This is a genomic window from Escherichia sp. GZ89 (genome assembly GCF_019366485.1).
Lineage (GTDB): Bacteria > Pseudomonadota > Gammaproteobacteria > Enterobacterales > Enterobacteriaceae > Escherichia > Escherichia fergusonii.
Genome location: NZ_JAEOHX010000010.1, coordinates 82,702 through 108,635, shown reverse-complemented (window position 1 = coordinate 108,635; position 25,934 = coordinate 82,702). Strand labels below are relative to the sequence as shown.

At 53.5% G+C, this 25,934-nt stretch carries 32 protein-coding genes and 2 pseudogenes; 10 read left to right on the top strand and 24 right to left on the bottom strand.

What is annotated here, in order from left to right:
- Nucleotides 1–83 precede the first annotated feature (83 nt).
- The 3 genes from K0335_RS16475 to K0335_RS16465 all read right to left on the bottom strand — a co-directional run bounded on the left by K0335_RS16475 (nt 84) and on the right by K0335_RS16465 (nt 1,509).
- The gene (locus K0335_RS16475) at nt 84–224 is read right to left on the bottom strand and encodes a Hok/Gef family protein (RefSeq protein ID WP_000078916.1); all 141 of its coding nucleotides are present in this window, start codon (nt 222–224) and stop codon (nt 84–86) included.
- A gap of 190 nt (nt 225–414) precedes the next feature.
- Nucleotides 415–675, bottom strand: coding sequence for an ogr/Delta-like zinc finger family protein (locus K0335_RS16470; protein ID WP_000488107.1), 261 nt, complete (start codon nt 673–675; stop codon nt 415–417).
- 42 nt (nt 676–717) lie between these two features.
- Nucleotides 718–1,509: a contractile injection system protein, VgrG/Pvc8 family gene (locus tag K0335_RS16465; RefSeq protein WP_244595210.1), complete on the bottom strand. Its 792-nt coding sequence runs from the start codon at nt 1,507–1,509 to the stop codon at nt 718–720.
- On the opposite strand from K0335_RS16465, the pseudogene K0335_RS22725 reads away from it, so the two are divergent.
- The 8 genes and pseudogenes from K0335_RS22725 to K0335_RS16430 all read left to right on the top strand — a co-directional run.
- Nucleotides 1,470–1,562: pseudogene (locus K0335_RS22725) on the top strand (hypothetical protein); the annotation flags it as partial. The gene K0335_RS16465 and the pseudogene K0335_RS22725 overlap by 40 nt on opposite strands.
- A 413-nt stretch (nt 1,563–1,975) precedes the next feature.
- Complete coding sequence (locus K0335_RS16460; RefSeq protein WP_000005367.1) at nt 1,976–3,160, top strand: phage tail sheath family protein; 1,185 nt, start codon at nt 1,976–1,978, stop codon at nt 3,158–3,160.
- The gene (locus K0335_RS16455) at nt 3,160–3,672 is read left to right on the top strand and encodes a phage major tail tube protein (protein WP_000290450.1); all 513 of its coding nucleotides are present in this window, start codon (nt 3,160–3,162) and stop codon (nt 3,670–3,672) included. The genes K0335_RS16460 and K0335_RS16455 overlap by 1 nt, the downstream gene beginning before the upstream one ends.
- A 54-nt stretch (nt 3,673–3,726) precedes the next feature.
- Nucleotides 3,727–4,092 (top strand): phage tail protein, encoded by a 366-nt coding sequence (locus K0335_RS16450; RefSeq protein WP_175066672.1) that lies wholly within the window; start codon nt 3,727–3,729, stop codon nt 4,090–4,092.
- 8 nt (nt 4,093–4,100) lie between these two features.
- A complete protein-coding gene (locus tag K0335_RS16445) occupies nt 4,101–4,256 on the top strand; it encodes a GpE family phage tail protein (protein WP_162854493.1) in 156 nt (51 codons plus the stop codon).
- The gene (locus K0335_RS16440) at nt 4,243–7,050 is read left to right on the top strand and encodes a phage tail tape measure protein (protein WP_175066671.1); all 2,808 of its coding nucleotides are present in this window, start codon (nt 4,243–4,245) and stop codon (nt 7,048–7,050) included. Before K0335_RS16445 ends, K0335_RS16440 begins: the two co-directional genes overlap by 14 nt.
- Nucleotides 7,051–7,062: 12 nt before the next feature.
- Entirely contained in the window at nt 7,063–7,551 is a 489-nt protein-coding gene (locus K0335_RS16435) for a phage tail protein (RefSeq protein ID WP_175066670.1), read from the top strand.
- A gap of 322 nt (nt 7,552–7,873) precedes the next feature.
- The gene (locus K0335_RS16430) at nt 7,874–8,608 is read left to right on the top strand and encodes a hypothetical protein (RefSeq protein ID WP_105283738.1); all 735 of its coding nucleotides are present in this window, start codon (nt 7,874–7,876) and stop codon (nt 8,606–8,608) included.
- Between the two features lie 30 nt (nt 8,609–8,638).
- Here K0335_RS16430 and K0335_RS16425 read toward each other — a convergent pair whose 3' ends face one another.
- The 17 genes and pseudogenes from K0335_RS16425 to K0335_RS16345 all read right to left on the bottom strand — a co-directional run bounded on the left by K0335_RS16425 (nt 8,639) and on the right by K0335_RS16345 (nt 20,464).
- On the bottom strand, nt 8,639–9,217 hold the full coding sequence (locus tag K0335_RS16425; protein ID WP_175066669.1) for a tail fiber assembly protein: 579 nt from the start codon (nt 9,215–9,217) through the stop codon (nt 8,639–8,641).
- 8 nt (nt 9,218–9,225) lie between these two features.
- Nucleotides 9,226–10,117 (bottom strand): annotated as a pseudogene (locus K0335_RS16420) (macro domain-containing protein).
- Nucleotides 10,114–12,207 carry a tail fiber protein gene (locus tag K0335_RS16415; RefSeq protein WP_219393931.1) on the bottom strand — a complete coding sequence of 698 codons (2,094 nt, stop codon included), beginning with the start codon at nt 12,205–12,207 and terminating at the stop codon, nt 10,114–10,116. The pseudogene K0335_RS16420 and the gene K0335_RS16415 overlap by 4 nt, the downstream one beginning before the upstream one ends.
- A gap of 2 nt (nt 12,208–12,209) precedes the next feature.
- The gene (locus K0335_RS16410; protein WP_021545624.1) at nt 12,210–12,740 is read right to left on the bottom strand and encodes a phage tail protein I; all 531 of its coding nucleotides are present in this window, start codon (nt 12,738–12,740) and stop codon (nt 12,210–12,212) included.
- The gene (locus K0335_RS16405; RefSeq protein WP_175066667.1) at nt 12,733–13,629 is read right to left on the bottom strand and encodes a baseplate J/gp47 family protein; all 897 of its coding nucleotides are present in this window, start codon (nt 13,627–13,629) and stop codon (nt 12,733–12,735) included. The genes K0335_RS16410 and K0335_RS16405 overlap by 8 nt, the downstream gene beginning before the upstream one ends.
- Nucleotides 13,630–13,632: 3 nt before the next feature.
- Nucleotides 13,633–13,983: a GPW/gp25 family protein gene (locus K0335_RS16400; RefSeq protein WP_000213447.1), complete on the bottom strand. Its 351-nt coding sequence runs from the start codon at nt 13,981–13,983 to the stop codon at nt 13,633–13,635.
- On the bottom strand, nt 13,980–14,546 hold the full coding sequence (locus tag K0335_RS16395) for a phage baseplate assembly protein V (protein ID WP_077248893.1): 567 nt from the start codon (nt 14,544–14,546) through the stop codon (nt 13,980–13,982). The genes K0335_RS16400 and K0335_RS16395 overlap by 4 nt, the downstream gene beginning before the upstream one ends.
- Nucleotides 14,547–14,557: 11 nt before the next feature.
- Nucleotides 14,558–15,193 carry a phage virion morphogenesis protein gene (locus tag K0335_RS16390; protein ID WP_175066666.1) on the bottom strand — a complete coding sequence of 212 codons (636 nt, stop codon included), beginning with the start codon at nt 15,191–15,193 and terminating at the stop codon, nt 14,558–14,560.
- The gene (locus K0335_RS16385) at nt 15,186–15,653 is read right to left on the bottom strand and encodes a phage tail protein (protein ID WP_000920594.1); all 468 of its coding nucleotides are present in this window, start codon (nt 15,651–15,653) and stop codon (nt 15,186–15,188) included. Before K0335_RS16385 ends, K0335_RS16390 begins: the two co-directional genes overlap by 8 nt.
- A 137-nt stretch (nt 15,654–15,790) precedes the next feature.
- The gene (locus K0335_RS16380) at nt 15,791–16,198 is read right to left on the bottom strand and encodes a DUF2570 domain-containing protein (RefSeq protein WP_175066665.1); all 408 of its coding nucleotides are present in this window, start codon (nt 16,196–16,198) and stop codon (nt 15,791–15,793) included.
- Nucleotides 16,195–16,587 carry a M15 family metallopeptidase gene (locus K0335_RS16375; protein WP_000072327.1) on the bottom strand — a complete coding sequence of 131 codons (393 nt, stop codon included), beginning with the start codon at nt 16,585–16,587 and terminating at the stop codon, nt 16,195–16,197. The genes K0335_RS16380 and K0335_RS16375 overlap by 4 nt, the downstream gene beginning before the upstream one ends.
- Nucleotides 16,584–16,907, bottom strand: coding sequence for a phage holin family protein (locus tag K0335_RS16370; protein ID WP_000104346.1), 324 nt, complete (start codon nt 16,905–16,907; stop codon nt 16,584–16,586). Before K0335_RS16370 ends, K0335_RS16375 begins: the two co-directional genes overlap by 4 nt.
- A gap of 2 nt (nt 16,908–16,909) precedes the next feature.
- Nucleotides 16,910–17,110, bottom strand: a complete 201-nt coding sequence (locus K0335_RS16365) for a tail protein X (protein WP_000864897.1) — start codon at nt 17,108–17,110, stop codon at nt 16,910–16,912.
- Nucleotides 17,110–17,604 carry a head completion/stabilization protein gene (locus K0335_RS16360; RefSeq protein ID WP_000063090.1) on the bottom strand — a complete coding sequence of 165 codons (495 nt, stop codon included), beginning with the start codon at nt 17,602–17,604 and terminating at the stop codon, nt 17,110–17,112. The genes K0335_RS16365 and K0335_RS16360 overlap by 1 nt, the downstream gene beginning before the upstream one ends.
- Before the next feature lie 101 nt (nt 17,605–17,705).
- Complete coding sequence (gpM, locus tag K0335_RS16355) at nt 17,706–18,506, bottom strand: phage terminase small subunit (RefSeq protein ID WP_000632366.1); 801 nt, start codon at nt 18,504–18,506, stop codon at nt 17,706–17,708.
- 45 nt (nt 18,507–18,551) lie between these two features.
- Nucleotides 18,552–19,604 carry a phage major capsid protein, P2 family gene (locus tag K0335_RS16350; protein ID WP_001055112.1) on the bottom strand — a complete coding sequence of 351 codons (1,053 nt, stop codon included), beginning with the start codon at nt 19,602–19,604 and terminating at the stop codon, nt 18,552–18,554.
- Nucleotides 19,605–19,627: 23 nt separating this feature from the next.
- Nucleotides 19,628–20,464 carry a GPO family capsid scaffolding protein gene (locus K0335_RS16345; RefSeq protein ID WP_001262670.1) on the bottom strand — a complete coding sequence of 279 codons (837 nt, stop codon included), beginning with the start codon at nt 20,462–20,464 and terminating at the stop codon, nt 19,628–19,630.
- 154 nt (nt 20,465–20,618) lie between these two features.
- Here K0335_RS16345 and K0335_RS16340 point away from each other — a divergent pair, with 154 nt between their 5' ends.
- Together K0335_RS16340 and K0335_RS16335 are read left to right on the top strand one after the other, a co-directional pair.
- Nucleotides 20,619–22,370, top strand: coding sequence for a terminase large subunit domain-containing protein (locus tag K0335_RS16340; protein WP_000613781.1), 1,752 nt, complete (start codon nt 20,619–20,621; stop codon nt 22,368–22,370).
- A complete protein-coding gene (locus K0335_RS16335) occupies nt 22,370–23,416 on the top strand; it encodes a phage portal protein (protein ID WP_000087812.1) in 1,047 nt (348 codons plus the stop codon). Before K0335_RS16340 ends, K0335_RS16335 begins: the two co-directional genes overlap by 1 nt.
- Before the next feature lie 491 nt (nt 23,417–23,907).
- Here K0335_RS16335 and K0335_RS16330 read toward each other — a convergent pair whose 3' ends face one another.
- From K0335_RS16330 to K0335_RS16315, 4 genes are all read right to left on the bottom strand, one after another.
- Nucleotides 23,908–24,246 carry a hypothetical protein gene (locus K0335_RS16330; RefSeq protein ID WP_001080490.1) on the bottom strand — a complete coding sequence of 113 codons (339 nt, stop codon included), beginning with the start codon at nt 24,244–24,246 and terminating at the stop codon, nt 23,908–23,910.
- Nucleotides 24,243–24,575: a ClpX C4-type zinc finger protein gene (locus tag K0335_RS16325; RefSeq protein WP_001163782.1), complete on the bottom strand. Its 333-nt coding sequence runs from the start codon at nt 24,573–24,575 to the stop codon at nt 24,243–24,245. The genes K0335_RS16330 and K0335_RS16325 overlap by 4 nt, the downstream gene beginning before the upstream one ends.
- Before the next feature lie 63 nt (nt 24,576–24,638).
- Nucleotides 24,639–24,950 (bottom strand): plasmid partitioning/stability family protein, encoded by a 312-nt coding sequence (locus K0335_RS16320; protein WP_000211255.1) that lies wholly within the window; start codon nt 24,948–24,950, stop codon nt 24,639–24,641.
- Between the two features lie 4 nt (nt 24,951–24,954).
- A complete protein-coding gene (locus tag K0335_RS16315; RefSeq protein WP_063611458.1) occupies nt 24,955–25,914 on the bottom strand; it encodes a plasmid segregation protein ParM in 960 nt (319 codons plus the stop codon).
- Nucleotides 25,915–25,934: the final 20 nt, after the last annotated feature.

Genomic DNA, 25,934 nt, shown 5'->3' with positions numbered 1-25,934 from the left:
GTTCATGTCTGTGAGATAGGGTGCCTTATCGACCTTACCCTGGCAACCGATTGACGGGGGATTGCTCCCCCGTCGCGGTTTCCTTACTGCTTACACTGTAAGAATGCCGCAAACTCCGCTCCCCAGAAGCTCATCCGTATTTCACACAGCGAACCGTGTAGCATCCAGATGATGAGGATTGCCGTCACGCAGAACGTGATGGCCGTAAGCGATTTTTGCGACATAGCGCTTGCTCCTTTTTCGGGGAGGCGCTAACCTATCACTTGCTTAGGGTAGACGGTTAGGGCCTCGGTTAAACAAAAGTGTTTTCCGGGGCCTTTCCACATCTGGCCTTCGGGTATTCCCTCCGACCATCAGCCGAAAGGCACCCGCGCGTAATCTATCGCTTTTTTGTTACTCCGGCAATTCTGCCTGTTAATTCTGAGGTAAAGGCAAGCTCATCTGATTGTTTCCCCTGTGTGAAGCTGGCAGCTCATGCCACGGGATACCTTCTGAAGAGTGAACGCCGGAGGCGTGTTTTGATGTGAATTTATGGAAAGCTTCCAGTGTTGAGAAGCATACGCCGCATTCCAGATTGTTACACTGGTAATACTTTTGTCGCACAGTGTTTGAATCATTTTCCGGACGACTGGTGCGGATACGGGCAGATGCGCCACAAAGCGGACAACGGAACATAGCGACCTCCCTTAACGTGGTGCTGCCGCTATTCTAAGTTGCTCACTCTGTTTCCGCTATCCATTCCGGGATTTTTGCCTCAAGCTCAAGCTGCGTGGTAAAGCCGCTGTTATCAATGGTGTGCTCGGCTTTTGCAATGATCCAGTCCTGATTATCAATCTCGCTTTTAAATCCTGTTACCGTGCCATGCATTTCGGGGTAGAGTTCTGCACGTCCACGCGCCAGCGTGATGGAGAATGATGCGGCTCCGCGTTGTAGCTGCTGCCACTTTGCCGCTGCTGCACGTCTTGCTGCCTGCTCGTTCTGATAAGTCTTGCGTAACACAAACACGTTGCCTTCCGCACCTTCCATATAATCGCCTTCCCGACTGCTGCTTTTCTCCTTTTTCGGTTTGCGGCGTTTCACGCTGACTTTTTTCTTTTTCCCGTAATTAAGATCAAGCCAGTAAGCGCGTACCCCCGTATACGCTTCGCGGTCAGCAATGCGGAACTGATGGCGATCGCCACTGCTGCGCGTGATGGCGAACGAGGGCAACGGCTGGCCCTGTGCGTTCACGCCACCGCCTGGCATGATGAATAACAGATTACCGCTTTTTACCGTGGTGATTGCGCCCAACATTTCCGCCATGCGCGTAAGGAAGGACATGTCGCTTTCTTCGGTCTGGTCGGCGTGGTCGATTTCGATATCCATCAGCATTTCGCTGATTTGCGGTTTCAGACCGTACCGATGAGCGATGGCGGATACCACACGCTCAACGGTCACATCATGCCAGGACACCTCACGTTTAACGTTAAATTCATCCCGAAAATCTGCGCTTCTGGCTGAAACAGTCAGCCTGTCCGGCGGTCCTTCGTGAGCGATTTCATCAACAATGTAAGTGCCTTTTTCTGTCAGCGGTTCTCCTTTCCAGCCAATGAGAACCGTCAGGCGCGCGCCCCGTGGTGGTAGCTGCAACTGACCATCCGCATCATCCAGCGTGATGGTGAGCTGGTCCGCCTCAAATCCCCGGTTGTCGGTCAGTGACAGGCTCATCAGGCGCTCTGCCACGCCTGACAGCGTTTTACCCTCCGCGAGAATATCAAAATCCGGCATTTTCACGGGGTCTGTGCCCTGACTGAGCAATTGCATGGTGGTGTCGGTCATCTGCTCCCTCCCTGTGTGGCATGGTCGCATGTGCGTGCGGAGGGGGTTACTGCTTTTTGTTGTCGCCGTGGCGGGAGAACGGCGCAGGGGTGAGATTACGCGCGTGGTGGGTGATGATTGTTGCCGAATCATTTAACGGATACAAGGGGCTGAAGCTATGAGTGAAACTCGTTTTCATGGTGCCCGTGTTACGGAAAATACCGACCTGGTAACAGCGATTAACGATGTTGATTCCAGCGTTATCGGTATCGTGGCAACGGCGGATGATGCGGACGCGAAGCTGTTCCCGCTGAACAAGCCCACACTGCTGACCCGCGTCAATGACGTGCTGGGAAAATGCGGAACAACGGGGACGCTTTATCGTGCGCTTAAGGCCATCGCAGACCAGGTGAGCACAAAGGTGATCGTCGTTCGCGTGGCTGAACACAAAGAAGAAGACGAAAAGACGCAGGATCAACTGGTTATCGGTGGTTCTGAGGATGACGGCAGCTATACGGGGATGTATGCGCTGCTTGTTGCAGAGCAGGATGAAAGCATCGGATACCGTCCGCGTATTCTGGCCGCGCCGGAGCTGGACACGGAGGCGGTGACAAAATCCCTGTGTGTGATTGCGGGTAAACTGCGCGCATTTGTGTATGCCTCATGTCACGGCTGTAACACGATGGCTGAAGCGATTACCTACCGCCAGAAATTCAACGAACGTGAAGTGATGCTCTTATGGCCGGACTTCATCGCCTACAACCCGAAAAGTGGCGAAAACGAAACGTTCCCCGCGCCTGCTTATGCGTGCGGCCTTCGTGCGTACATTGACCATGAGCAGGGCTGGCACAAATCGCTGTCCAACGTTCCGGTTAAAAATGTGCTGGGGATGTCGAGGCATGTGTTCTGGTCGTTGCAGGCCGAAGACAGCGATGCCAACAGCCTCAACAACAAAGAAATCACGACCATTATTCGTCGCAACGGGTTCCGCTTCTGGGGCAACCGCACACCGGAAACGAACGCCTACATTTTTGAGGTGTATACCCGAACCGCACAGGTGCTGGCTGATTCAATTGCGGAAGCGCAGTTTGAAACCATCGACAGTCCACTGACGCCTGCGAACGTGAAGGATGTTATCAGTGCCATCAGGGCAAAACTGGATTCACTGGTGACTGCCGGGAAACTGATTGGCGCGGAGTGCTGGTATGACGTGGTGGATAACAGCACCACGGATTTACGTCAGGGGCGTGTGCGTATTCGCTACAAATATACGCCCGTTCCGCCACTGGAAGACATGGAGCTTTACCAGACGTTTACTGATGAATACTTTGAACCCGCATTTGCGGTGCTGGGAGGTGCCTGATGGCTGTGCCAAAACATCTTCGCTTTTTTACGCTGTTTGTGGATGGTGAAAATGAAGTGGGTAAGGTGACGTCCGTCACTTTGCCTAAGCTGACGCGCAAAACCGACAGCTACCGGGGTGGTGGCATGATGGGGGCGGTAAGTATTGATCTCGGCCTGGACGACTCCGCGCTTGATGCGAGCTTTGTCATGGGGGGCGCAGTTCGTGAGCTGTTCCTTAAGTATGGCGGCACGATTGACGGCACGCTGCTGCGTTTTGCGGGTGAATACTACACCGATGCAGAAAGCGACTTGTATGAAGTCGAAATGCGCGGACGTGTGACGGAAATTGATATGGGGGAAGCCAAACAGGGCGAAGCCACATCACACACTTACGCCATTAAAAACACCTACTACAAGCTGAGTGTTAACGATCGCCCGTTGTGGGAGATTGACCTGCTGAACTTCATTTACCGGAAGGACGGCAAGGACATTGTGCCCGATCGCATCCGTTCCGCGCTCGGGCTTGGCTGATAAGTAATATGCAGGCGGCGCAGTGCGTCGCCTCTGACTGAAAGGAGTTTCCTGATGAAAGAGACGAAAAACATCAATACCGAAAACACGATAGTTGCTGACACTGTGAAAGAAACCAGTGAGCGTGGTGTAAAACTTACCCAACCAATTGAGCGAGGCGGCGAAAAAATCACGTATGTGGAGATCACCGGGGCTATTGAGCAGGCTGGATCTCTGCGAGATTTGTCGCTGTCTGATGTGCTGAATCTGAAAGCGGAAGCCATGTTTACGCTGCTGTCACGCGTGACATCACCGCGACTGGATGAAGTGACGATCAAAAAAATGGCATCCCGTGACTTTATTCAGTTATGTGTGGTTGCCGTAAATTTTTTGAGCGGTGCGGACTCTGGCGGGAAGAACGAACAGGCGACGGAAGCCTGATCACGGTTGTGTGCTTTGAGCAGATAGAAGACTTTGTGGCAGATATTGCCGTTATTTTTAACTGGTCGCCCGCCGAAATCTTCATGATGACGCCCGGCGAAGTGGTTAGCTGGCGTGAGCGGGCGGCACTTCGCAGCGGGAATGCAGACAATGAAGACTCTTGATATCCGGGTCGCTTTCAGCGCCGTTGACAGGCTGACCCGGCCTGCCGAAAACGCCCGCCGCCTGATGGGGCAGTTTGGTGACTCCATCCAGCGAACGCAGGGGGCGATCAAAAATCTCGAGCGTCAGGCGCGTTCATTTGAGCGCGCCCGCGACGCTGTCAGTAAAGCGGATGCGGGTATCGTGAAAGCACGACGCCAGCTTAACGCCCTTAATCAGTTACAACGCACGGGTACAGTGCTCAGCGAAAAACAACAAAAGCTGATGCAGCAGTTAAGCACCCGGCTTGAACGCCTGAATGAATCGCGCACGCGGGAAATTCAGAAAATGCGGGAGCTTGGCGGAGAGCTGAAACGCCACGGCATTTCCCTGACAGGCAGCGATAACACCATCCAGCAGGCCATCAGACGCACCGAACAGTACAACAACCAGCTTGAACGTGAACGGCAGGCGCTTGCGCGTGTAACGCAGGCGCGTGAGCGGTATTCGCGCGCGCAGGAAACAGCGGGAAAACTGAAAACAGGTGGTGCACTGGCAATTGGTGCGGCAGCGGCGGGCGGCTATGCTGCCGGGCGTTTTTTGCAGCCTGCGATCGGGTTCGGCAAAGAGATGTCCCGCGTTCAGGCACTGACGCGAATCGACCAGAACAGCCCGCAGTTTAAGGCGCTGCGTGAGCAGGCGTTAAAACTTGGCTCTGAAACGCAGTTCACCGCAGGCGATGCCGCCAGTGGACAGGCATTTCTTGCAATGGCTGGCTTCACTCCGCAGGCCATTCAGGCTGCGCTTCCCGGCGTGCTGAGCATGGCAACGGCTGGCGGTATGGATCTCGGCGAGACGGCAGATATTGGCTCAAATATCCTGACGCAGTTCGGCCTTTCTGCTGACCAGATGGACCGGGTCGGTGACACACTCACCGCAGCGTTTACCCGTACCAACACTGACCTTCGCGCACTGGGCGAAACCATGAAATATGCAGGTCCGGTAGCGGGTAAGCTGGGAATATCGCTGGAGCAGGCCGCAGCGATGGCTGGCGTGCTGGCGAATATGGGTATCAGAGGGAGTGATGCCGGGACGGCAATGCGTGCCAGCCTGGCTCGTCTGGCATCACCGCCAAAGGCGGCAGCAGAGGCGCTGAAAGAGCTTGGTGTGGCTGTTTCTGACGCGAACGGCAAAATGCGCCCGATGGAGGATGTGCTGGCCGATCTTTATAAAGCCACCCGCAAATACGGGGAAGTTGACCGGGTATCGTTCTTTAAGGACATTGCCGGAGAAGAGGCTTTCACATCATTTATGGCCCTCGTTGATGCGGCAGGTGACGGCTCCCTGCCCAAACTGAGAAAAGAACTTGAAGGCGCGCGCGGTGAGGCTGAACGCACGGCAAAGGTTATGGCCAACAACCTTGACGGCGATCTGAAATCACTCAGCAGTGCATGGGAAGGGTTGCGCATCCGCATTGCAGATCTGATTGACGGTCCGCTGCGTTCTGTCACACAGTGGCTCACGCGAGTGGTCTCAAAGGTGACGGCGCTGGCGCAGGCCCATCCCGCACTGACGCGCCAGCTACTGATAGCAGGTGGTGCGTTGCTGGCAATGACTGCAACGGTTGGCTCGTTGTCGCTGGCTATTGGTGTGCTTGCTGGCCCGCTGGCAAAACTGCGTCTTGGTTTTTCTCTCCTGACCGGATCAATGAATGCTGTCAGGGTCCTGCCAGCACTATGGGGAATGGTGACGGGTTCCGTTTCTTTATTGGGAGGCGCTATCGGGGCGCTGTTCAGTCCGGTTGGATTGATTGTTGCTGCGTTTGTGGCTGCGGCGGTTCTCATCTGGAAATACTGGGAACCCATCAAGGCGTTTTATGCCGGGGTGTTCAGTGGGATTATGGAACGGCTGGCTCCGTTGCGCGAAACCTTTGAACGGTTTGGTCCTGTTTTTGATGTCGTGCGCGATGGGATTATTCAGGTCTTTAACTGGTTTAAATCGCTGCTGTCACCGATGGAGTCCAGCAAGGAAACGCTGGATAAATGTACCAGTGCTGGCGAGATATTCGGTAACGTTCTTGGTGGCGCGCTACAGCTTGTTCTGACGCCTGCAAAAATGCTGCTGGATACGCTGGCGTGGATACTTGAAAAACTCGGTGTGCTTCCGGATGAAGCGGAAAGGGCGAGAAAGAAAATCGAAGACGCACAGCGTGCGGCCATTCTTCAGGACAAGGTTGCCTTGCTTCAGGGTGACCTGGCGAAAATCAATCCGCCGAAGCCTGTGGAAAATGGCAATGGCACCGGAGGTGATAAACCCAAAGACAACAAACCGCTCACAGACAGCAATACCGGGACGCTACGCAGACTCAGCAAAATTGCTGATAACACAGGTAAGCTGGTTGATGAGACGAAAAAACGCATTGGCCCCGGCGATATTGTCTTTAAGAACCTGCCCCGCGCACTTGCTGTTCGTGGGGAGTGGCAGGAGCGGAAGATTGCGCAGGTCAGTAAGCCTGCTTCCGCAATCAACATCACACCCGTGGTCCCGACTCCTCTGCCTCCGGCGCTGGTCCCTGTTGTTGCAGCCAGCTCCCGCCCGGTGGCGGAGGCCATACGATCGCCAGTGGCATCAGTTCCTGCAACTTCCCGTAACCGGGAGCCTGTTGCCTCCGGATTTGGTGGTGAAATTCATGTTCATCTGCATAACGTTGTTACGCAGAATCCCCGCGAACTGGCGAAACTGGTCGGTGAAATGGTCAGGGCAGAAATGGAACGGCGCGCCCGTGCCGGGCGTGGCAGTTTTTACGATAAAGATTGAGGAGTCATGGCCATGATGATGATCTACGGCATGTTTGTTTTTGAGCTGCGCACGCTGCCGCATCAGCAGTTACAGCAAAACAAAAGCTGGCGGCATGTGAAAAATGAACGCGTTAACCGTTCAGCAAGCTGGCAGTATATCGGTGCAGGTGATGATCGCATCGTGCTTTCTGGCGTGCTTTATCCTGAAATTACAGGTGGCGAAGTGTCGCTTTCGCTGCTGACCACGCAGGCATATACAGGACGCCCCTGGCCTCTGATTGATGGTGTCGGGCAGATTTACGGCATGTATGTTCTGACTGAAACGAGCACGACCCGCTCTGAGCTGGATCGCTACGGGAAAGCGAAAAAAATAGAGTTTTCCCTGACCCTTGAACGCTGTGATGAGGATTTGCGGGAGCGCCTGCAATCCTCATCGTTCAGCGATATGCTGTCAGGCTTCAAAGATAAGGTGACATCGTCTCTTAACGGGGCGGCCAGTTCTGTTAAAGGACTGTTCTGATTTAACGCAAAAACCGCTAATGATCAGATTAGCGGTTTTTCTGTTCCTTAAATAACTTCAAAAACTGTGCCGACTTCATGTTGTGTCTTGCTGGGGAAGTACTGACAAAACGTCGGTATAGCAAAATCAATATCTCTACCTTGTTAGAGTGATTAATAGCTTAACTCTACGTCTATTGTTTCGGTGAAAGCTTAGTGAAATAGTCACTCATTATATTGACAGAGACTATATGACTCTACTGATGTGGGTAAGTTTTATGCTTTTGTTTGTGATATCATAAACGCGAGTTATATATCTACAGTTGTGTATTTAGGAGTAAGTAGTGCTGGTTGTTTCAGTCCTTCGTTGTAGCAAAGATTTCACCCCCAAGCATGCCCAATGGCTACACCAGCAAATCAGGGGTATTCGTTCAGTATGTTTAACAGACGCAGATTACATTGAGGGAGTAGAAACTGCGCCGCTTCTTTATAATTGGCCGGGATGGTGGGCGAAAATAGAATTATTCAATCCAGAACACCCTGTTATTGGAAAGGAAGATATACTGTATATAGATATCGATACCGTTATTACGGGCGATCTACATGAATTCACCAATTTGCAGAATATGACAATGCTTACCGATTTCTCATGCGTCGGTAAAGAAAATGCTCCCGCTGCTTCTGGTATTATGTTTATTCCAGCAAAGGAAAAATACCGTGCTTGGAATGCTTTCAAGGATAATGCTGAACAGATAATGTCCAGGAATAAATTACCTCCTTATCACGGTGATCAGGGATTTATCAGTGAAATATATCCTGACGCAGAACGTTGGCAGGATGTTCTTCCCGGATTTATTGTGAGTTATAAAGCAAATATTGCCACACCTAAAATGATTGGTTTCAATGCTGAACTACATGATGGTTTGGCCAATGGGTCAGTGCCTGAAAACGCCAGAATAGTATGTTTTCATGGCTCGCCTCGTCCTTGGCAAGTTGCTTTAAAATGGGTGCCGTCGTACTCGCTGAAAAACACCATAAAAGCAAAAATTAAACAATTTAAACTATCCAGCCGCAATTAATTAAAGCAGGCGATTCGCCTGCTATTTTTTTTACTGTGGGGAGGTTGGCCACTTGATATTTAGTGTCATTGATGTATCAATCCTGTTCAATAATATACGATACATCTTCCACTCATTCAGTAACATTATTTCTTCCTTTGTCGCAATGCTTAAATCAACGGCATCCTGCAAGATAGTGATTATTTCACTGGCATTTCTGAGTAGTTCTTTTTTCTGAGACTCAGCTGCTCTGACAAGCGCATCATGCTCTGCATTTTCATCATCCACCCACGCATTACCATTCCATTTCTGATAATTGCCAGTCGGAGAAATTGTTGTTACGTCAGGAGGTAATGCCCCAAGCTCAGAAATATAAATGGCTGCTCCTGTTTTCGTTTCGTATACACTCTTTCCGCGATGGTCTTCCATCAGATGCCATTTCATTTCGTCTGCATTGAAAACGGCAGCATAGCCAGCCGGAATATCTGGAGGTGCAATATCTGTACAGTTTGCGGGTAAGCCTGTATGTGGTGGAATGTACATATCGCTTTCACCAATAAATTCATTTGTACCATCGAGATAATTAAATACGCGAATGGTTTGTGCTTCAGCACTCATTCTGAAAGTCATGTTCACCTCTACTTAATGTCAGAGACAGAATTATTGTTTATTGGTTGTATGGGAATGAGCACCAATGGTGATATTCCTTCCGTGGCTGTGTGCGCCAATGGTAACGTTACCTACGGGTTTTACCGGATTAATCTGGTGCATATGTGCCCCCGGGCGAGAGCGATTATTAGTCAGCACGTCATCAACCTGATGTTCAGGGTTAATACACACCTGCCCTGACCGCAAGCAATACGTACGGTAATCGCCACATCCAATATATTTAATATCAGCATAACGACAACCAGATTTACCGGGGCAGTATGCACATGTGTTAAATACCGCCCACTGGCGGGAATATGCATATTCCCAGTTAATTGATTCTGTTTTTTTATTAAAGTTATCCCATGCCTGCTTCATCTGGCGGGCAACACTTTCAAACGGCACCTGACCACATCCAGCCCCCATTGCAGGTAATACCACCGTTTTTATTTTCCTGTCTGTCGTTGCATTTTTATTGTGCTGAAAGATGGCAAGCAGAGCGGTCCACGTGGCGTTATATACAGCGTCTGTTCCGTCAATGGTCAGCGGAACGCGCATTGTTGGCGCATGTACCAGCCAGGGATGGTTGTTATCCCCCGTTTCAATAACAAATGCAGTGCCTACAGGCTGCTCACCAAGATATTCACGAAGAATATGATTCTGAACACGTGTCTGTAACTGAGTACCAAAGAATGCAGTAATGGCAGCGTCAACGCCGCCATCCATTAGCCCGAAACTGTTTGCCGCACTGACCATGCAGTCAAATTCTGAGATTGCTTCAAATGGTTTTTCTACAACATCCACATTGTCGGTATTGCCGAAAACGCGTTTAAACGCATCTGCCATTTCATGGACTGGCGCTGAAAGAATTAACTTAATCATGCGAGCCTCACAATATAGTTATATGCAATATTTTTTACGGTGTTCTCTGAATTACCTGTAGCATTGACCGTGATAGTGTGTCCGTGCGCCCCCAATGCCACAGTGTGTGCATGGGCACCAATACCTACGGTGTGGTTATGTTGACCAATATCGACAGTATGAGCATGGTTCCCTGCTGCACTTGATGTTCCATTAAATGATGGATTATCAAAACCTGTATAACCGGTTTCACTGTTGGTTCTGGCATTACCCCTGTAAATTGTATGGGTATGATTGCCTGTTGTATTGGTGGTTTTGGTGCCATGGTTAAACGTGCTGACTGTCTTCGTGCCGTAATCAAATGAACTTGTCGTTTTCGTTCCTAAATCTGTATTTGACGCACTGGCGCTGTGAGTATGCGATTTAATACCGTCCTGTTCCTGAGACAATACGGCGCGGCCACTGGCGGGTTTGCCCTTGATTGTCCAGCCACGCATATCGGGGATCACTCCTGACGGATAAGCTCCTGCAAGCAGGGGATAGGCTGCCTTGTCAAAAGTCTGCCCCTGCATAATGGCATAGCCTGTAGGTACTGAATCAGAAGGCCACGGAATCGCCGCACCTACCGGAAATGAATCCTGCGGCGTCCATGGTGTCCAGCCTCCCGTTGAATACTGGCTGCGGGTATAGCTTCTGGATGTGTTATACACATAGTAAATTTGTGTTATTCCGGCATTTTTAAGCACAACCAGAGTGCCCGCAAGGTTCTCCGGGTATTTCAGCACTGCGCTTGTATTGGCATTCGCTGGCTGATGGTACAGCCCCGGCGTTTTGTAATTATCCAGATTCTGGTTTGCACCAATCTCAATACTCTGACCGTTAAAAATATCCTGCGATGTAACATTGACATCATTGTTCAGTGGTTTGCCATTAACCTTACGTCCTGAGGGCACACGCCCGTTTGCATTGTCATTGGCAGCTTTCACCGCTTTCGGAGTCGCGGCAAGCGTTTCAGAATCGCTGTTAGTGGCACTACTGAGCTGGACAAGACCTTTTCGTGCCGTGGTGGCGTCCTGTGCGGTATATTTTGCGTTAGCAAGGTCATATGCTGCCTTTACCGCCTTTGGTGTTGCCGCCAGCGTTTCTGAATCGCTGTTGGTGGCGCTACTAAGCCGGACTATCCCTTTTTGTGCCGTCGTGGCGTCCTGAGCGGTATATTTTGCGTTAGCAAGGTCATACGCGGCCTTAACCGCTTTCGGCGTTGCAGCCAGCGTTTCAGAATCGCTGTTAGTGGCACTACTGAGCTGGACAAGACCTTTTCGTGCCGTGGTGGCGTCCTGTGCGGTATATTTTGCGTTAGCAAGGTCATATGCTGCCTTTACCGCCTTTGGTGTTGCCGCCAGCGTTTCTGAATCGCTGTTGGTGGCGCTACTAAGCCGGACTATCCCTTTTTGTGCCGTCGTGGCGTCCTGAGCGGTATATTTTGCGTTAGCAAGGTCATACGCGGCCTTAACCGCTTTCGGCGTTGCAGCCAGCGTTTCAGAATCGCTGTTAGTGGCGCTACTGAGTTGAACAAAGCCTTTTGCGGTCAGCGAGGCGTCCGGGTGACGTCGTGACTGTTCATGCTCTTTCAGTTTGCCATCCACGTAATCCACTGTGGCCATAACCATGGTGTTATCCACGGTAAGCTCCACGGTGGCAGTGCTGGATACGGTCAGGATGGTGCGAAATGTTTGCGCACGTCCGGACCCTTCGGCAACGGTTGGCTTGTAACTTTCGGCAGTATTGCCCACCGCGATTAAATCACCGTGCTCATCAAACACACCAATTTCCCGGACCCAGAATCCGCCCGTTTCAGGAGGAATAACCAGCTCCGCAACAATGCGGTTCTGATGTGTTGCGTCCAGGATGACGCGATTAACGGTATGTCGCCACACCTCATGCACCAGACAGGTCTGCTTACTGTCTGGTGTGGGCAACGTGCCGCCACCGTCGCCCACAGCCATGTGAGTCAGGCGGACAGGCTTACCATCTGGCGCGGCGGCCTGAGCTAATTTTTGGGCACCAGTATCAGTGATAATGGTTTTAAATTTTCGTGTTGTGGTACTCATGCTTAATCGTCCGGATAAATGGTAATAACTTCACCGTCGTAAGTTGCCGCCGCCGCGAAAATATCCCCCTGGATCTCCTGAATGATATTCAGCCCTGTCATGTGGCGGCTGACCGGGCGGGCATCAGCAATCAACCGCTCCATTTCCAGATACATTTCCTCCGTCACGCCACTGTCCAGCGTGCCGACTTCAACGGTAAATGTTCCCGGCTCTCCGCCGAACTCCCACCACTCAGACACACGAATGAGGTATCCCAGCGGCTCAATGGCCCGGCGCAGTGCGCTGATGGTTCCCTTGTGTCGGTGTATCAGCCATGCATCACGAATCACCTGTCGCTTTGTCTCTTCCGGCCAGTTGCGATCCCAGCGGTCAACGGAAAACGCCCAGGCGAGATAAGGCAGCAGATGCACCGGGCATGTGTCCGGCGACCACAGTGTGTTGAGATCTACCGGAATGTCTGTAATGCGTGTTCCGACGGCTTCGGCACAACGCATGAAATTGCTGGCTGATGGTGGTAACAGCGAATTACTCATTGCGCCCACCTTCGCTGATGGTGAATGACTCACAGCGCGCCGCCTGTATGTCGCTGATGACCATATTCTGTGTGGGTTCGATTATCTCCACGCGTTGCACACCGTGCACATGCAGTGCGGCAGCAATGGCGGACAACGCCACGTCCTGACCGATAAGTCCCTGCTCAGCCAGCCACTTCCTGAACGACGATTCAGCCGCCGCCAGAATAGGTTCGGATTCCGGGCCGGGGTAAAAGTACAGTTTTGCATTCAGCCGCCATGTCACGATTCTGGCGCTCTGTACGGTCAGGCGGTCGGCCACCGGGCGGGTGTCCTCTGCATTCAGAACGGCGCGAACGGTATTAAGCAACGCCTCCGTTGCTGTGCCGTCGCCTTCAGTGGACAGAATGGAAACCGTCACATTTGCCGGAGACGGACTGATAGCCCGCGCATCACGCACCAGACCGCTGGCGCTGCGTGCAAAATACTCGTATGCACCTGACGGGCCAGCAACACTCAGGCCGTCGTACGCCCGCTGCGCCCGCAGTCTCAGCGAGGTGTCGCTCTCCATCACCGCGTCGGTGGTATCCGTTGCCGGAGTGATAACCAGGCGTTTTGTGTTCATATTGCCCGCGAGGTTGTCCAGGTCTGTCCCGGCGCTGTGGCTTAACATGCAGGCGCGTGCCCCCTCGTTAACCCGCTGGCGTAACAGCATTTCACGAAACGACATGGTTTGAGCGATAACGTTAAGGGGTTCCGATTCCAGCTCCAGCGCGGCGGAAACGGCTTCACGCTGTTCGGCGGGATAAGCCGCAATCATCATGGCCTTTGTGTCAGCCAGAATTGCCTCAAAGTCAGGCTCCGCGATGATGGCGGGGTCCGGTAACTGTGAAAGGTCAACGGCGGGCATGATTTACTCCCTCAGCGTGATGGTTAATTCAACATTCTGCATGGTCTGCATGACAGTGCCCGACAGCGTCACCCCGGCGCGGCCTCCCGCTTTCCAGACAACGTCGATGGCATCCAGGGCAATGCGGGGTTCCCATCGTGTCAGCGCAATCACGGCAGCACTCATGCATTGCAGACGCGTGGTGTTATTCATGGGTTCGTCAATCAAATCAGGCACAAGGCTGCCATATTCCCGTCGCATAACCCGGCTTGCCAGTGGGGTGGTCAGGATGTCCCTGACTGACTGTTTCAGGTGCTCCATATCGTTCAGGTTTCCCGTTCCGTCCGGGTTCATTCCTGTGTAGCGGGTTGTCACTGCGGGCCTCCTGTCGAATCGCTGCCACCTTTCACGCCACCGTGTTTATGCGTATGCACGGTAATGCCGTTTGAGGTGAAATCGCCGCCGCTGTGCGTGATATTGCCGCTCATCTTTCCCCCTTTTGTGACGTCAAGCGTCGCCGTTCTCAGAAGGTTTGTGCATTCCACGACGGGCGTGTCCAGTGTCACGCTGACGGATGCCTGTAAAGTGGCCGTTTTCATGCCGCTGGCGCTCAGTGCGCCTGCGTCCGCGTCGTAGCGGAACACCGCGCCGTCCGGCGCGCTGATCACGATTTCTTTCAGGCTTTTGCCGGGGGCCGGATTGGCATCACTCCACAGGCTGCCAATTATCATGGCGGTTTCCGGGTTGCCGCCAATGCAGGCAATTACCACCTGTTCGCCTGGTGATGGCGGCAGCCACACATTGAAGGCTCCCGCGCGCGTGGTGTTCCAGCGCAACCAGCCTGTCTCCAGTTCGCCGCTGCGAACGCGCACGCGCCAGGACTTCTCATCAACTTCAGAGATGATCCCGGTGCGGATGATATTGCTCAGCAGTCGCATGAGTTCTGCGCTCACCGTACAGCCTCCGCAATCCGGCCCAGCACCGTGTTATAAATCAGGCGTTCATCTGCCTGACTGATGCCCAACAGCTCACGTACCGGGTAATCGGTGAAAATGCCCGGCGCAACCTGATCGCGCTCACCGAACTGATGAACGCGTGCAATACGTGCAGCCACGCCGCTGTAACCCACCGTCACACCGGAAGTATCCGCACGGGCTTTCAGGTAGCGGGCGGTGCGCAGTTTTACGAACATGGGGACGCGCTTTGTGCTGTCCTGGTTGATGCGCCGGGTGCGTATTTCCAGAAAGCGGTCGATGTCATCCCGGTAAAACGTGCGGATGTTGTTTTTATCCTCATCCCACCCGGTGATGGTTCGCCCGTATTTCCCCGTGTCGTGATGCCAGTTTTTCAGCGTGCGTGCTTCGTTATTCCAGATAAAGCGAATGCGTTCCTGTATCCGGGTTACGCGGCGTCTGCGTGGTGTCCATGCGGTCCCGTCCGGCGCTTTCTGTGACCTGATACGTGCCTGCTGGGTGCGACGTAAATCCTGTGCCAGCTTTCTGGCGATGTTATTGATGGCCTGCTGATTCAGGCTGTCGCGGATGGCCTCAAAGGTTTCATCCACGCGGGTGAATGCCTTATCCATCGCTTTCACCCCACGTCACATCCTGGAATACATGCGACCAGTCGCCTTCGGAAGATGGCAGGCGGGGTTTTGGCTCCGGCAGGTGTTCTGCCTGCGGTGTGCCCTGACTGCTGCGCGTGATGCGAACGCGTTCCCGCAGGGGGAGCGTAAACAGGAGATCGGCGCTGTCATCGTCATTGATAACGGCGGAGAATTTGATGTCCTGATTACGCTCAGGGTTGAGCAACAACTGTGGCTGATTTTCGGATAACCACGCCAGCAGCGGCAGCGTGAGGTCGTCCAGCTCCCCGGCGTAATCCATGACAAACATCACCATCTGATAGCGGTAAACAAACGAGGGCGTTTCTCCGGTCGTTTCAATGTTGCCGCTCTCCACGAAAATGGTGAATTTTTCCGGGTTGGCCTGACACCATCGGCATGAACGGGTCATGGCTTCACGCAGGGAATCAGTTTTCAGCATGGTTGTTATCCTCGTTGTTCAGTCGTTGCAGCCTGCGCTGTTCCAGTAATTCAATGGCCCGTTTATCCGCGTTACAGGTTTCCAGTGCATCCAGAAGGCGGTCGCCCCATATACCGAGATTTCCCCATGTGGGAGTATCAGGGAAGGGGGGAGGCGTTACCGGTATGGTCAGCGTCTGCGGTATAAGCCGGACTGACGGCGCTGGCCGTGGCGCGTTCTGCGTGCCTGCGCAGCCTGTCAGTAAAACGAGCGTCAGGCAAAGCGTGGGCGCATTCATCTTTTGCAATATCGTTGCGTAGCTGTTCACGTCTTACCTCTCCGTCCTGATTGCGTTGCTGATTTTCCACGCGGAGTTGCGCCAGCACCTGCTGCATATCCTGTACCCCAGCGCTGATAATATTCAGGGTGTCGGCGGTACGTTTCAGGGTGCTGGCCTGCGCTTCGTTTCTGGCGTTCTCCCGGCCCAGCGACCACGACAGACGCATGGATGTTCCCCATCCAGCAATCAGAAGGAAAGCGACGCCCAGCGTGGGCCAGAGCTTCATGCCGGATAGGCTCCGTGTGGTAACTGAAAATGCGGTCCGTCTTTCAGGGTCTTCCAGTCGCCGCCCCATTCCACCGGAATATTCAGTTCCCGGCTGGCCTGTCTGAATGCTGCTGCGATTTTTTCGTACAGCGGCCATTCCCATGACACCTGGCTACCGATATAAGCCACAACATCCACGGCATGTCCCGTAAGGTGGCGGCTGTTCATGGTCTGGCTCTTACCTGTGGCCACAAGTTGCTTCTGGCGGTAACGGCTGCGCAACCCTTCTGTGATACCAAAATCCACTTCCGAAATTTCCAGTGCCCGTCGGGTCACTTTCACCAGATCAGGATTTACGCCCTGCAAATTCTTTTCGCTCCGGCTGCTGAATTTAAATGTGTTGCTCATTCGTCCTTCTCCTTCACCCTGCGATTAAAGGCCGCAATAACCTTGTCGCGTGCTTTCTCTGCGCCCATAAAACCGATTGATGCGCCGATAAACGTCACGGCATCTTCAGGAAACCCGAAGAAGCGCAACGACCCGGCCACGGCCATGGCAAGAATGCCGCACGCCAGCGATCCCGTTACGGTCTGAACCAGTGTTCGTCCGTCATAAAGACTCATCAGCGCGGAAATGCTGACTGCCGCGCCTACTGCATACACCGTTGGCAGGTGGTCAAAGAGCCACGCAATAACCTGCTCTGTGATCCCTGTTTGAATGGTGCTCACTGCTACTCCCCCCACAACTGAATCATTTCTCGTTTCTTCTTCTCCGGCTCCGGCATCTCCACGTCCTGCCCGGCGTCCAGAAATACCTGCTGACAGAGTCCGGGGTTGGCATCCAGCACCTTTTCGGTGACGCCCTGCGTCGTGCCGTAGTACCGGAAACAGAGCGAATCCACGGTGTCGCCTTCCAGTGCCTTCACTTTCATCAGCACAGCTCCGCAAAAATTCGCGGGCGGCGCAGAATGTCAGAGATGGCCCAGCTCACATCGCGCCACAAATCCGATGTCTGTATATCCAGTGCGTCCGCCCGGCGGTCGCCCTTATCCGTTGTGTCCGCATCGCGGTAACGCTCCAGAATCAGGGCGCGTGTGGCGGTATAAACGGCATTGCGCCAGTGCCAGAGATTGACGCTTTCTCCGTTAATTACGGGTGCCGGAACATCGGCCAGCGTCTGATGGCCAGCCGCCTGCTGTTCCTTCTGCCACGCTTCCAGCTCGCGGGTAACGTGTGCCACGGCCCCGGTGGCGGTATGCAGCAGGCGGGAGGTGGTCACACGGCCCGGCAGTCGTATCGCCAGACGCAGCTCACGCAGCACAATATCCGGCCAGAATGCGCCCGCTGAAATACGGGTATCACCATCATCGGTATCGGTGATGTCGTCCTCTGCGGGGCCGGGGTTGGTTCTGGCAACCATACTCATGGGGTTCACTCCTGAAAAAATCGGGCGGTGGGTGCGCGGTGTAAACGGTCACGGAGTCAAACCGGAACACCGCGCACGCCGCCCGCTGACGGGGTCAGTCGTTAACCGCGCTTCGCCTTCTGCGTCGCGGTGGTTTTTCGTGTTGCAGGCTTCCGCGTTGTCTTTTTACTTTTGCTGCTTTCGTCCTGCGCCTGCGGTGTGCTGGCATCTTCTGGTGCGGCTGCGGAATCGGCTTTTTTCAGGGCGCGGGAAAGGGTTGCAATCTCGCGTTTCACACCTGCGTTCGGGTTCAGGTGCATCGCTTCGCGCAGCAGCTTCAGTGATGAGGCCATGCTGTCCGCATCGGTCAGGCCACGACGGGCAAAGGCGCACGCCTTGCATAATTTGGCGCGCACTTCGTCCGGCATGTCCTGGTCGGTGACAATCTCCCGGAGGGTGTCCAGTGGTTCGATAAAGGCGGACAAATCCGCGTCGGCATCCGTCCCGGCCTGCGTCAGTACCGGATTACAGATTTCTTCGGTCAGTACCGTGGCGGCAGTACGTCCAAAGTTATCCGGCATGATGAGGTTGTGACGGACCACATACGTACCAATACGCAGCGCCAGCGGAAGATCGCCGCAGTCAATTGCCCACACCATCAGCGTGGCAATCACTTCATCCTGCTGCCCGCCGTCAGCCTCCAGCGTTCCCTCAATCCAGCCGGAAAAGTCCGGCAACAACTCTTTTTTGATGGCGGCTTTCGCGCTTCTGGCCTGTACGCCCTTAAGCCGGGCCTGTGCCAGACGCAGACGATACAGCACCTCTTCATGCGCGGTACGCGCGGCGTGGTCCACGCCTTCATTCGCCCGGCCTGCGCGCTGTGCCATCACGTTCTGCCAGTGTTGCTGTGCAGGAGTAATCATTTTTTCTCTCCGTTACAGGCGGGCATGATTCCCGCCGTGAGTTGATTAGCTGTCGGCGAACTTCAGGCCAGTGACCATCGCGCACTTGCCATAGTCTTCAACGACATAAGCGTCATTGATGGACTGGTAGGTGGCGATGCGGTTGTATTCCGGTTCGTCTTTCATCAGACGACGCATTGAACCTTTCTGCCAGTAAATCGACAGGTTGTTGAACGAGGTGATCAGCATCGTTGCATCCGGGAAGAATGGCGCAAGGAACACGCCCAGCCCGCCAATGGTGCGCGATGACAGGATGAGCTGCCCGGCAAGTAATTCCGCATTGGGATTCTGGCCGCTGATGCTGTTCAGCACGGGCAGACGCAGCGAGTTAAACAGATTGCGCCCCATAATCACCACGAGGTCGTCAGCTTCCTTGTGCCATTCATCCAGCAGGGATGAACGCGCGTCCTGTACCAGTGCATCAGCGTTCGCATACTTACCCGCGTGCGCCACGGTGTTGTCCATGTTGCGGGAGGTCAGCGTCACGTCATTCATAACGCGTTCGCTGGCGTCGGTTCTGATGTGCTCCAGCCATCCCACGTTAACGTCCTGAAGCAGCTTGTTGGTGCTGAAGTTGGACTCATCCGCGTGAGACGTGCCGTTGAAACCGATCATGATGCGGTCAAGCGCCACCTGTCGGGCAATCTGTGCGCTGATGCGGGACTGAAAATCAGGGTGTGCCGACCAGGCATCAAGCTGCGGATACGAAATAAACGTGTCGTAGTTCACCTGTTCGCACTGGTATTTGCGGTTTTTCAGATCAACCACGTTATTCGGGTTACGGCGTTTTGTTCCGTCATAACTGGTATTCGTGCGTGCAATTGGCCCGGTGGTGTCCAGGAGGATTTTTTCGCCTTTCTGGTCGGTCACGCCGATCACGTTAATTCTTTTTGTAAATTCGGTGCTTTCCTTTGAGGCGTTTTCAAAACGCTGCTGTACCGAGGGTTCCACGGTAAATCGCGATACCAGTGCGGAAACCGGGATATTGTTAAGCGACGCCTGCTGCGCCATATAGCAACCCAGCTTGTTGCGGGTAATATCTGACATCACCAGATTCATAAAAAATTTGCTCCTTTGTCTTATCAGAAGTCAGCCAGCTGGTCGGAGGCTGCGCCCGTTGCGGTGAACCGGTTCTGCGGATCGCCGTCCTGCGTGCGCAGTTTTTCCTTCAGTGCTGCCAGCTCTGTGGTCAGTGAAGTGATTTTCTGGCTGTCCTGCTGATGGCGGGTTTCCAGTGCATTAAAACGGTCGATAATGTCGGCCTGTGACGTTGCGACGCCTTCCACCGCTTCCTGAATGCGGGAGAAACTGGCGTCATCCGCTTTGCGGCCACGGCCAATAATCCCCATTACGCGGTTAAACCACTGGGTACCTTCTTCCTGGCGTTGTTCTGCCATTTCGATGATTTCAGACTCGATGGCTTCGGAGATAAGCGGTGCTTCACCCTGGACACTGTTGAACGTCATCACCGCCTGACGTTGCTGTGCCGTGAATTTCAGGCGCTCAGTGCCCAGGCTTGCCGGGGTGTCGGTCATCGCCAGCCCGACCAGATAGGCGCGCCCGTTAACGGAGAACTGCGGGTGCAGTTCGATACTGGAATAGATTTTCTTGCCGTCAGCGACAAGCTGCTTCATGCGCTCGGTCGGTTCGATTTCTGCATACAGCGCAGTACGTCCGGCCAGCGGGCCTTCCGTAATATCTTCCGTACTCAGCGCGGTGACATCGCCCATTGCGGAAAATTCGCTTGACGGGCATGGCGAGAGATAGTGCTCAACGTTCACGCGGGCAGCGTAAACATCCGGGTTGAAGTTCTCTGCGGCTTCACGCAGATGTACCGGACTGATTTCGCGGCCATCAACAGTTGATCCGGAGACAGCCACGCGAAACTTTTTGCGGGATGTCTTTTTTTCATTAGCCATAGTTTTTGCCCCTCTGACTGGTTCTTCAGTCATGATGGCAAAGCGTAACAGGCTGATACAAAGGGCTTTTGTTGTAAGAAAACGGCCAGAACAGGGGGTTAAGGAGAACGGTTTCGCGCGCGGGTAATCTTCCTGTAATTACTCAGGGGGAGCAATGATTCAGGACGCTTTTGTGCGCCAGCGTGCGCGGCAACTTTACTGGCAGGGTTATCCGCCCGCAGAAATATCACGTCTGATGGGAATAAACCCGAACACGATTTATGCGTGGAAAAAACGCGACCAGTGGGATGAAACGCCACCCGTGCAGCGTGTCACGCAGTCCATTGATGCGCGCCTCATCCAGCTTACTGAAAAACAGAATAAAACAGGCGGTGACTTTAAGGAAATAGACCTGCTGACCCGGCAGCTTAAAAAGCTGCATGATGGCCAGCCGGATGTGATGGCCGCAGGAAAGAAAGGCCGGGCGAAAAAACTCAAAAATCATTTCACGCCGGAACAGATTGCCGCACTGCGGGAAAAAATCATCAGCAGGCTGGAGTGGCATCAGCGGGGCTGGTTTGACTCCCTGACCCTTTGCAGGGAAGCCGGGATACGTAACAGGATGATCCTGAAATCCCGACAGATTGGGGCGACCTGGTATTTTGCACAGGAAGCGCTGCTGATGGCGCTGCGTGACGATGTGGCGCAACCTTACCAGCGTAACCAGATTTTTTTGTCTGCGTCGCGTCGTCAGGCGTTCCAGTTTAAAAGCATTATTCAGAAGGCCGCGGCTGAAGTTGATGTTGAGCTGAAAGGGGGCGATAAAATCATCCTCTCCAACGGCGCAGAGCTGCATTTTCTCGGCACTTCTGCTGCGTCGGCACAGTCCTATACGGGCAATTTTTATTTTGATGAATTTTTCTGGGTCAGTCGCTTTGCTGAACTGCGCAAGGTGGCTGGCGCTATGGCAACCCTCAGCGGACTGCGGCGCACCTACTTCTCCACGCCATCCACCGAAACGCACGAGGCATACGCCTACTGGAACGGCGACCGCTGGAACGAGAAAAAGGCCTCGCATAAACGCCAGCGTTTTTCTGTGGACTGGAAAACGCTGCATAACGGACTTATCTGCCCTGACCGGACATGGCGGCAGATTGTCACGCTGGAAGATGTGGTTAATCACGGCTGGAAACACACCGATATTGACGAAATCCGCGATGAAAACACCGAAGACGAGTTCCTCAATCTCTACATGTGTGAGTTTGTCCGCGAAGGGGAATCGGCATTTAACCTGAATATCCTGATTGGCTGCGGCGTTGACGGATACGACGACTGGAAAGACTGGAAACCTTTTGCTCCACGCCCGATGGGAAATCGTCCGGTATGGATTGGGTATGACGCAAACGGCAGCAGTGGCAACGGCGACAGCGGCGCGGTGTCCGTGGTGGTTCCTCCGGCTGTTCCTGGTGGCCGTTTTCGAACGGTGGAGACGCGACGCGTTCAGGGGCTGGAGTTTGAAGAACAGGCCAGAGTCATTGAAGAGTTCACGTGTCGCTACAACGTGGAACACATCGGCATTGATGTGACGGGCGGGAACGGGGAGGCTGTTTATCAGATAGTGAAACGGTTTTTCCCTGCTGCTATTCCGTACACCTTCACGCTGTCATCAAAACGGTCGCTGGTACTGAAAATGCTGCAAATAATGCGTGCCGGGCGGTGGGAATACGATCGCGCCGAACGCGAACTGGTCGCGGCCTTTAACGCCGTGCGTAAGGTGAAAACACCGGGCGGCTTTATCACTTACGAAACGGACCGCGCGAGGGGGATCAGCCACGGCGACCTTGCGTGGGCGACCATGCTTGCTGTCATTAACGAACCGATTGGCGGCGAAGGAGAAAACGAGCGTTTCACGGTTATGGAGTTCTGATGAGCAGAAAAAATAAAAAAGTGCGCATGAGTTCACGCATTGATCTCGCTGATGCGCTCAGGAAAGAATCATCGCTCAGTGCATTCACATTTGATGGTCCTTATCGCCTGACCGGGCATGACCTGCTGGACAATATGTACTGTGCTGATAACGGGCGGTGGTATGAAACCCCGGTGGACTGGTACGGTCTGGCAAGAGCTGCCCGGCAAACGTCCTGGCATCAGTCTGCGCTTTACTTTAAGCGCAATGTATTGCTCGGTTGCTATATTCCGCACCCGCTGCTTTCCCGGCAGGATTTCTCGGCGCTGGCGCTGGACTGGTTTGTGTTCGGTAACGCATTCCTTGAGCTTCGAAGCAATATGCTCGGTGAACCGCTTAAATTACGGCACGCTCTGGCGAAATACATGCGACGCGGAAGCGATCTTGAATCATGGTGGTATGTGCAGGATGGCAAGGACGCGTTCCAGTTTCGCCCTGGCAAAGTGTGCCACCTGATGAATCCGGATATTAACCAGGAAATCTACGGCATGCCGGAATATCTTGGCGCATTACTCTCGGCCAGCCTGTCTCATTCGGCGGACATGTTCAGAAAACTGTATTACGACAACGGCTCCCACGCCGGGTGCATCATCTACATCGGTGCAGCGCAGGTAAACCGCGAAAGCATGGACTCCCTGAAAGAAACGCTACAGGGGGCACGTGGTGGTGGTGCGTTTAAAAACGTGCTCATTCATGCGCCCAACGGGGGCAAAGAGGGGGTGCAAATTTTGCCGTTCCAGCAGATCACTGCAAAGGATGAGTTCATGAATGTTAAGGCGGCATCCCGTGATGATGTGCTGGCTGCGCACCGCGTTCCGCCGCAACTGATGGGGGCAATGCCGGGCGAAAAAAGTGCGTTTGGTGATGTGGAGAAGGCCGCGCGGGTTTACGCAATTAACGAGCTGATGCCCGTCATGGAGGCCATGAAGCACATCAATGACTGGCTTGGCGAAGAGGTGATCCGCTTTAACCCTTACGCACTGTTAGACACCCAGCCCACATCCTGACGCGCTTCGCTTGTCTGCTGCTTCGCCGGGGCATAAAAAATTTATGCCCCGACTCTCCAGCTCCTGTATCAATCAGATAATTTCACGACGCTTTCCTGCTGATTGCCATCATCGACAGTCAGACTCTTACGCAATCCCACCGCGTTGACTGCATGTTCTCGCCGTCTCAGTGCGATTTTGACGGCCTTACCTTTCACCCCATCAAATCAAAAGCTCTCACGTCTTTTTCATGCTCAGCGTGAGAAATATGGCCATTCTGTTGTGTCGCTGCGACATCGTTCAGGGAATGCTATTTACCCCCTGAAACGCGGGCTGTTCCCCCGTCACCTGCGCGCAGAAAAAACGCGTTTTTTTGTGCACGCACGGATCCTTGACGGATCCAGCCGCCACGCGGGCCGGAAGGGCAAAAAGTCGTTCAAAAAAATTGTGCAAATTTGTGCACTATTGTGCATTGAAATAAACGCCCTGGAAGAGGGCGTTTTGGCTCATTTCTATAGCTTTGATGCAGGCTGGGCTAGGTCTCCTTTGATGCCAGTGTTTACAACCTGACAAGCCTCTTTGAGTACCCAGTCAACAGCGTCTTTCCATGCTCCGGTTTCGGCTGGCGGATTCTCACGCTTTACCAGTTCATAGAATCGTACTGCTCTAACCAGTCCATCTGACGGTTTTGCCTGTAGTGCAGCCTGAGCTATGCGGTATGCCTGGAGCATACGGGCGTCGTTGATATCCATTCCGAACGGAATTTCTGATGATTGTGACTCTGCATCTTCAAGCCTGGCAATTTCTTTACGTAAGAAGTATTTCAACTCTTGTTTTTGTTTTCTGTTCATGCGTTTTTTTCCTTTTTGTCTGTCACTTCTTTCCTGATAATTTCATTGCACAAATCCACGCACTCATTGCAGATGTAAACAGACGGTCCGGCAATCACCTTTGTGACTTCGTACTGGGATTTATTGCAGAAACTGCAATAAACCGTCTTCTCGCCTGAAGTCCATGTTTTGCTGGTTTCGCCAGACATCAGTTGTTTGAGGTCTTTTTCACGACGAAGAACTATCTGGCCACATTCAGCTATTTTTTGGATGTTGACATTTTCTTCTTTCGCCAGCGCTTCCATCCGCTCAATCAGTCGCTGCGCTTTTTCTCTGTCAATGTGTTGCATTGTGTCCCCCTTGTTTATGCTCCCGGGTTAAAGTCATCAGGGCGGATGCGCCCTGATGTTGTGTTATTCGGGAAATAACGCCCGGATATTTCCGGCCATTTGACTGGTTATCTGTGCGGCTGATACTGGCTGTGACGCGGGGCGTTCTGTCCTGGTTTGTGTCACTGATAACGCCTCATCATCAGCCCATGCAGCCAGTCGGTAAGCCTCTGCCGGATTCATTTTCAGTAGTGCCAGCCCGGCCAGAAAAGCCACGCGTTGACCACTTTTGCGGGCTTCTGGTGTAAGGCTGTCCAGCCAGGCGCATGCTTCGCCTTCGTTCTTGACGGCGGCGGGCTTCAGATAGAAGCTTATCCGTCTGGTTGGTGTCGTCATTGGTTTACTCCTTGTCCATTGCGTACAGCCCATTAACCAGAGCAAACTGTGGCACCCCGTCCGCGATGAAAGTCGCATTAACTCCGCAGGCTTCGCGGATAGCGGGTGCCACAATCTCCGCCCCGCCACCGACAACCATCACCCGCCCGTAACCCGAAAAACCCGCCAGCGCGCGGATCACGCGTTGTTTCAGTGTTTCTTCCTTTTCACGAATAACCGCCATCAGGCTGGCGTAATGCGCGTCATTGTGGATGTGCTGGCGCAGCCAGGCTTCATCATGGCGATGTTCGATAATGGTATTGGCGATGTGGTGACTGGTGCGCATACCGTTAGTGGCCATCACCGACAGTACGGCATCGGCCATCAGAGAAACGCCTACGTGTGGATCGCAAAACACCTGGCTGATACCTGCCAGTTGCCCCTGAACCTTTGCCACATCCAGCGTGGTTCCGCCCAAATCCACAATCAGCAGGGATTCAAACGGACTCATGTCAGCCAGTGCCTTAAAGCCAGCCGGAATGGATTCAGGCATAACCCGCACGTTACGGATAGTGAATGCTTCGCCGTTCTGGTACTCCACCGGGCGCATAACGTTCGCTTTTTTGCGGTTGATGTTGGCTATGTCCGGCTGTGCGTTTGTGTCGAAATACTCGCTCAGTGGCAGGGTGACAACCACATCCACCTCCTGTGGCGTGATGCCTGATTTGACCAGCGCGTGATGAATGGCAATGACATTCACATCACTGTACTGGTATTGCGTGTCGGTCGTCTGGACAAAGCGATCGCTGACCGGATCAAAACCATAGCGCACGCCATCAAGCATGTAGTTCGCGGGCTGCGTGCCACCGAACGGCGCAGACCATTCCGACTTGAAGCTGTTCGGGCTGATGGCGTTGCGGCGTTCGCCGTTCTCAGTCCATGCCAGCTTGATGTTGGTGGAGCCGTCGTCGATACAAATTTTCATGTCGCTTTTCCTTATGTTGA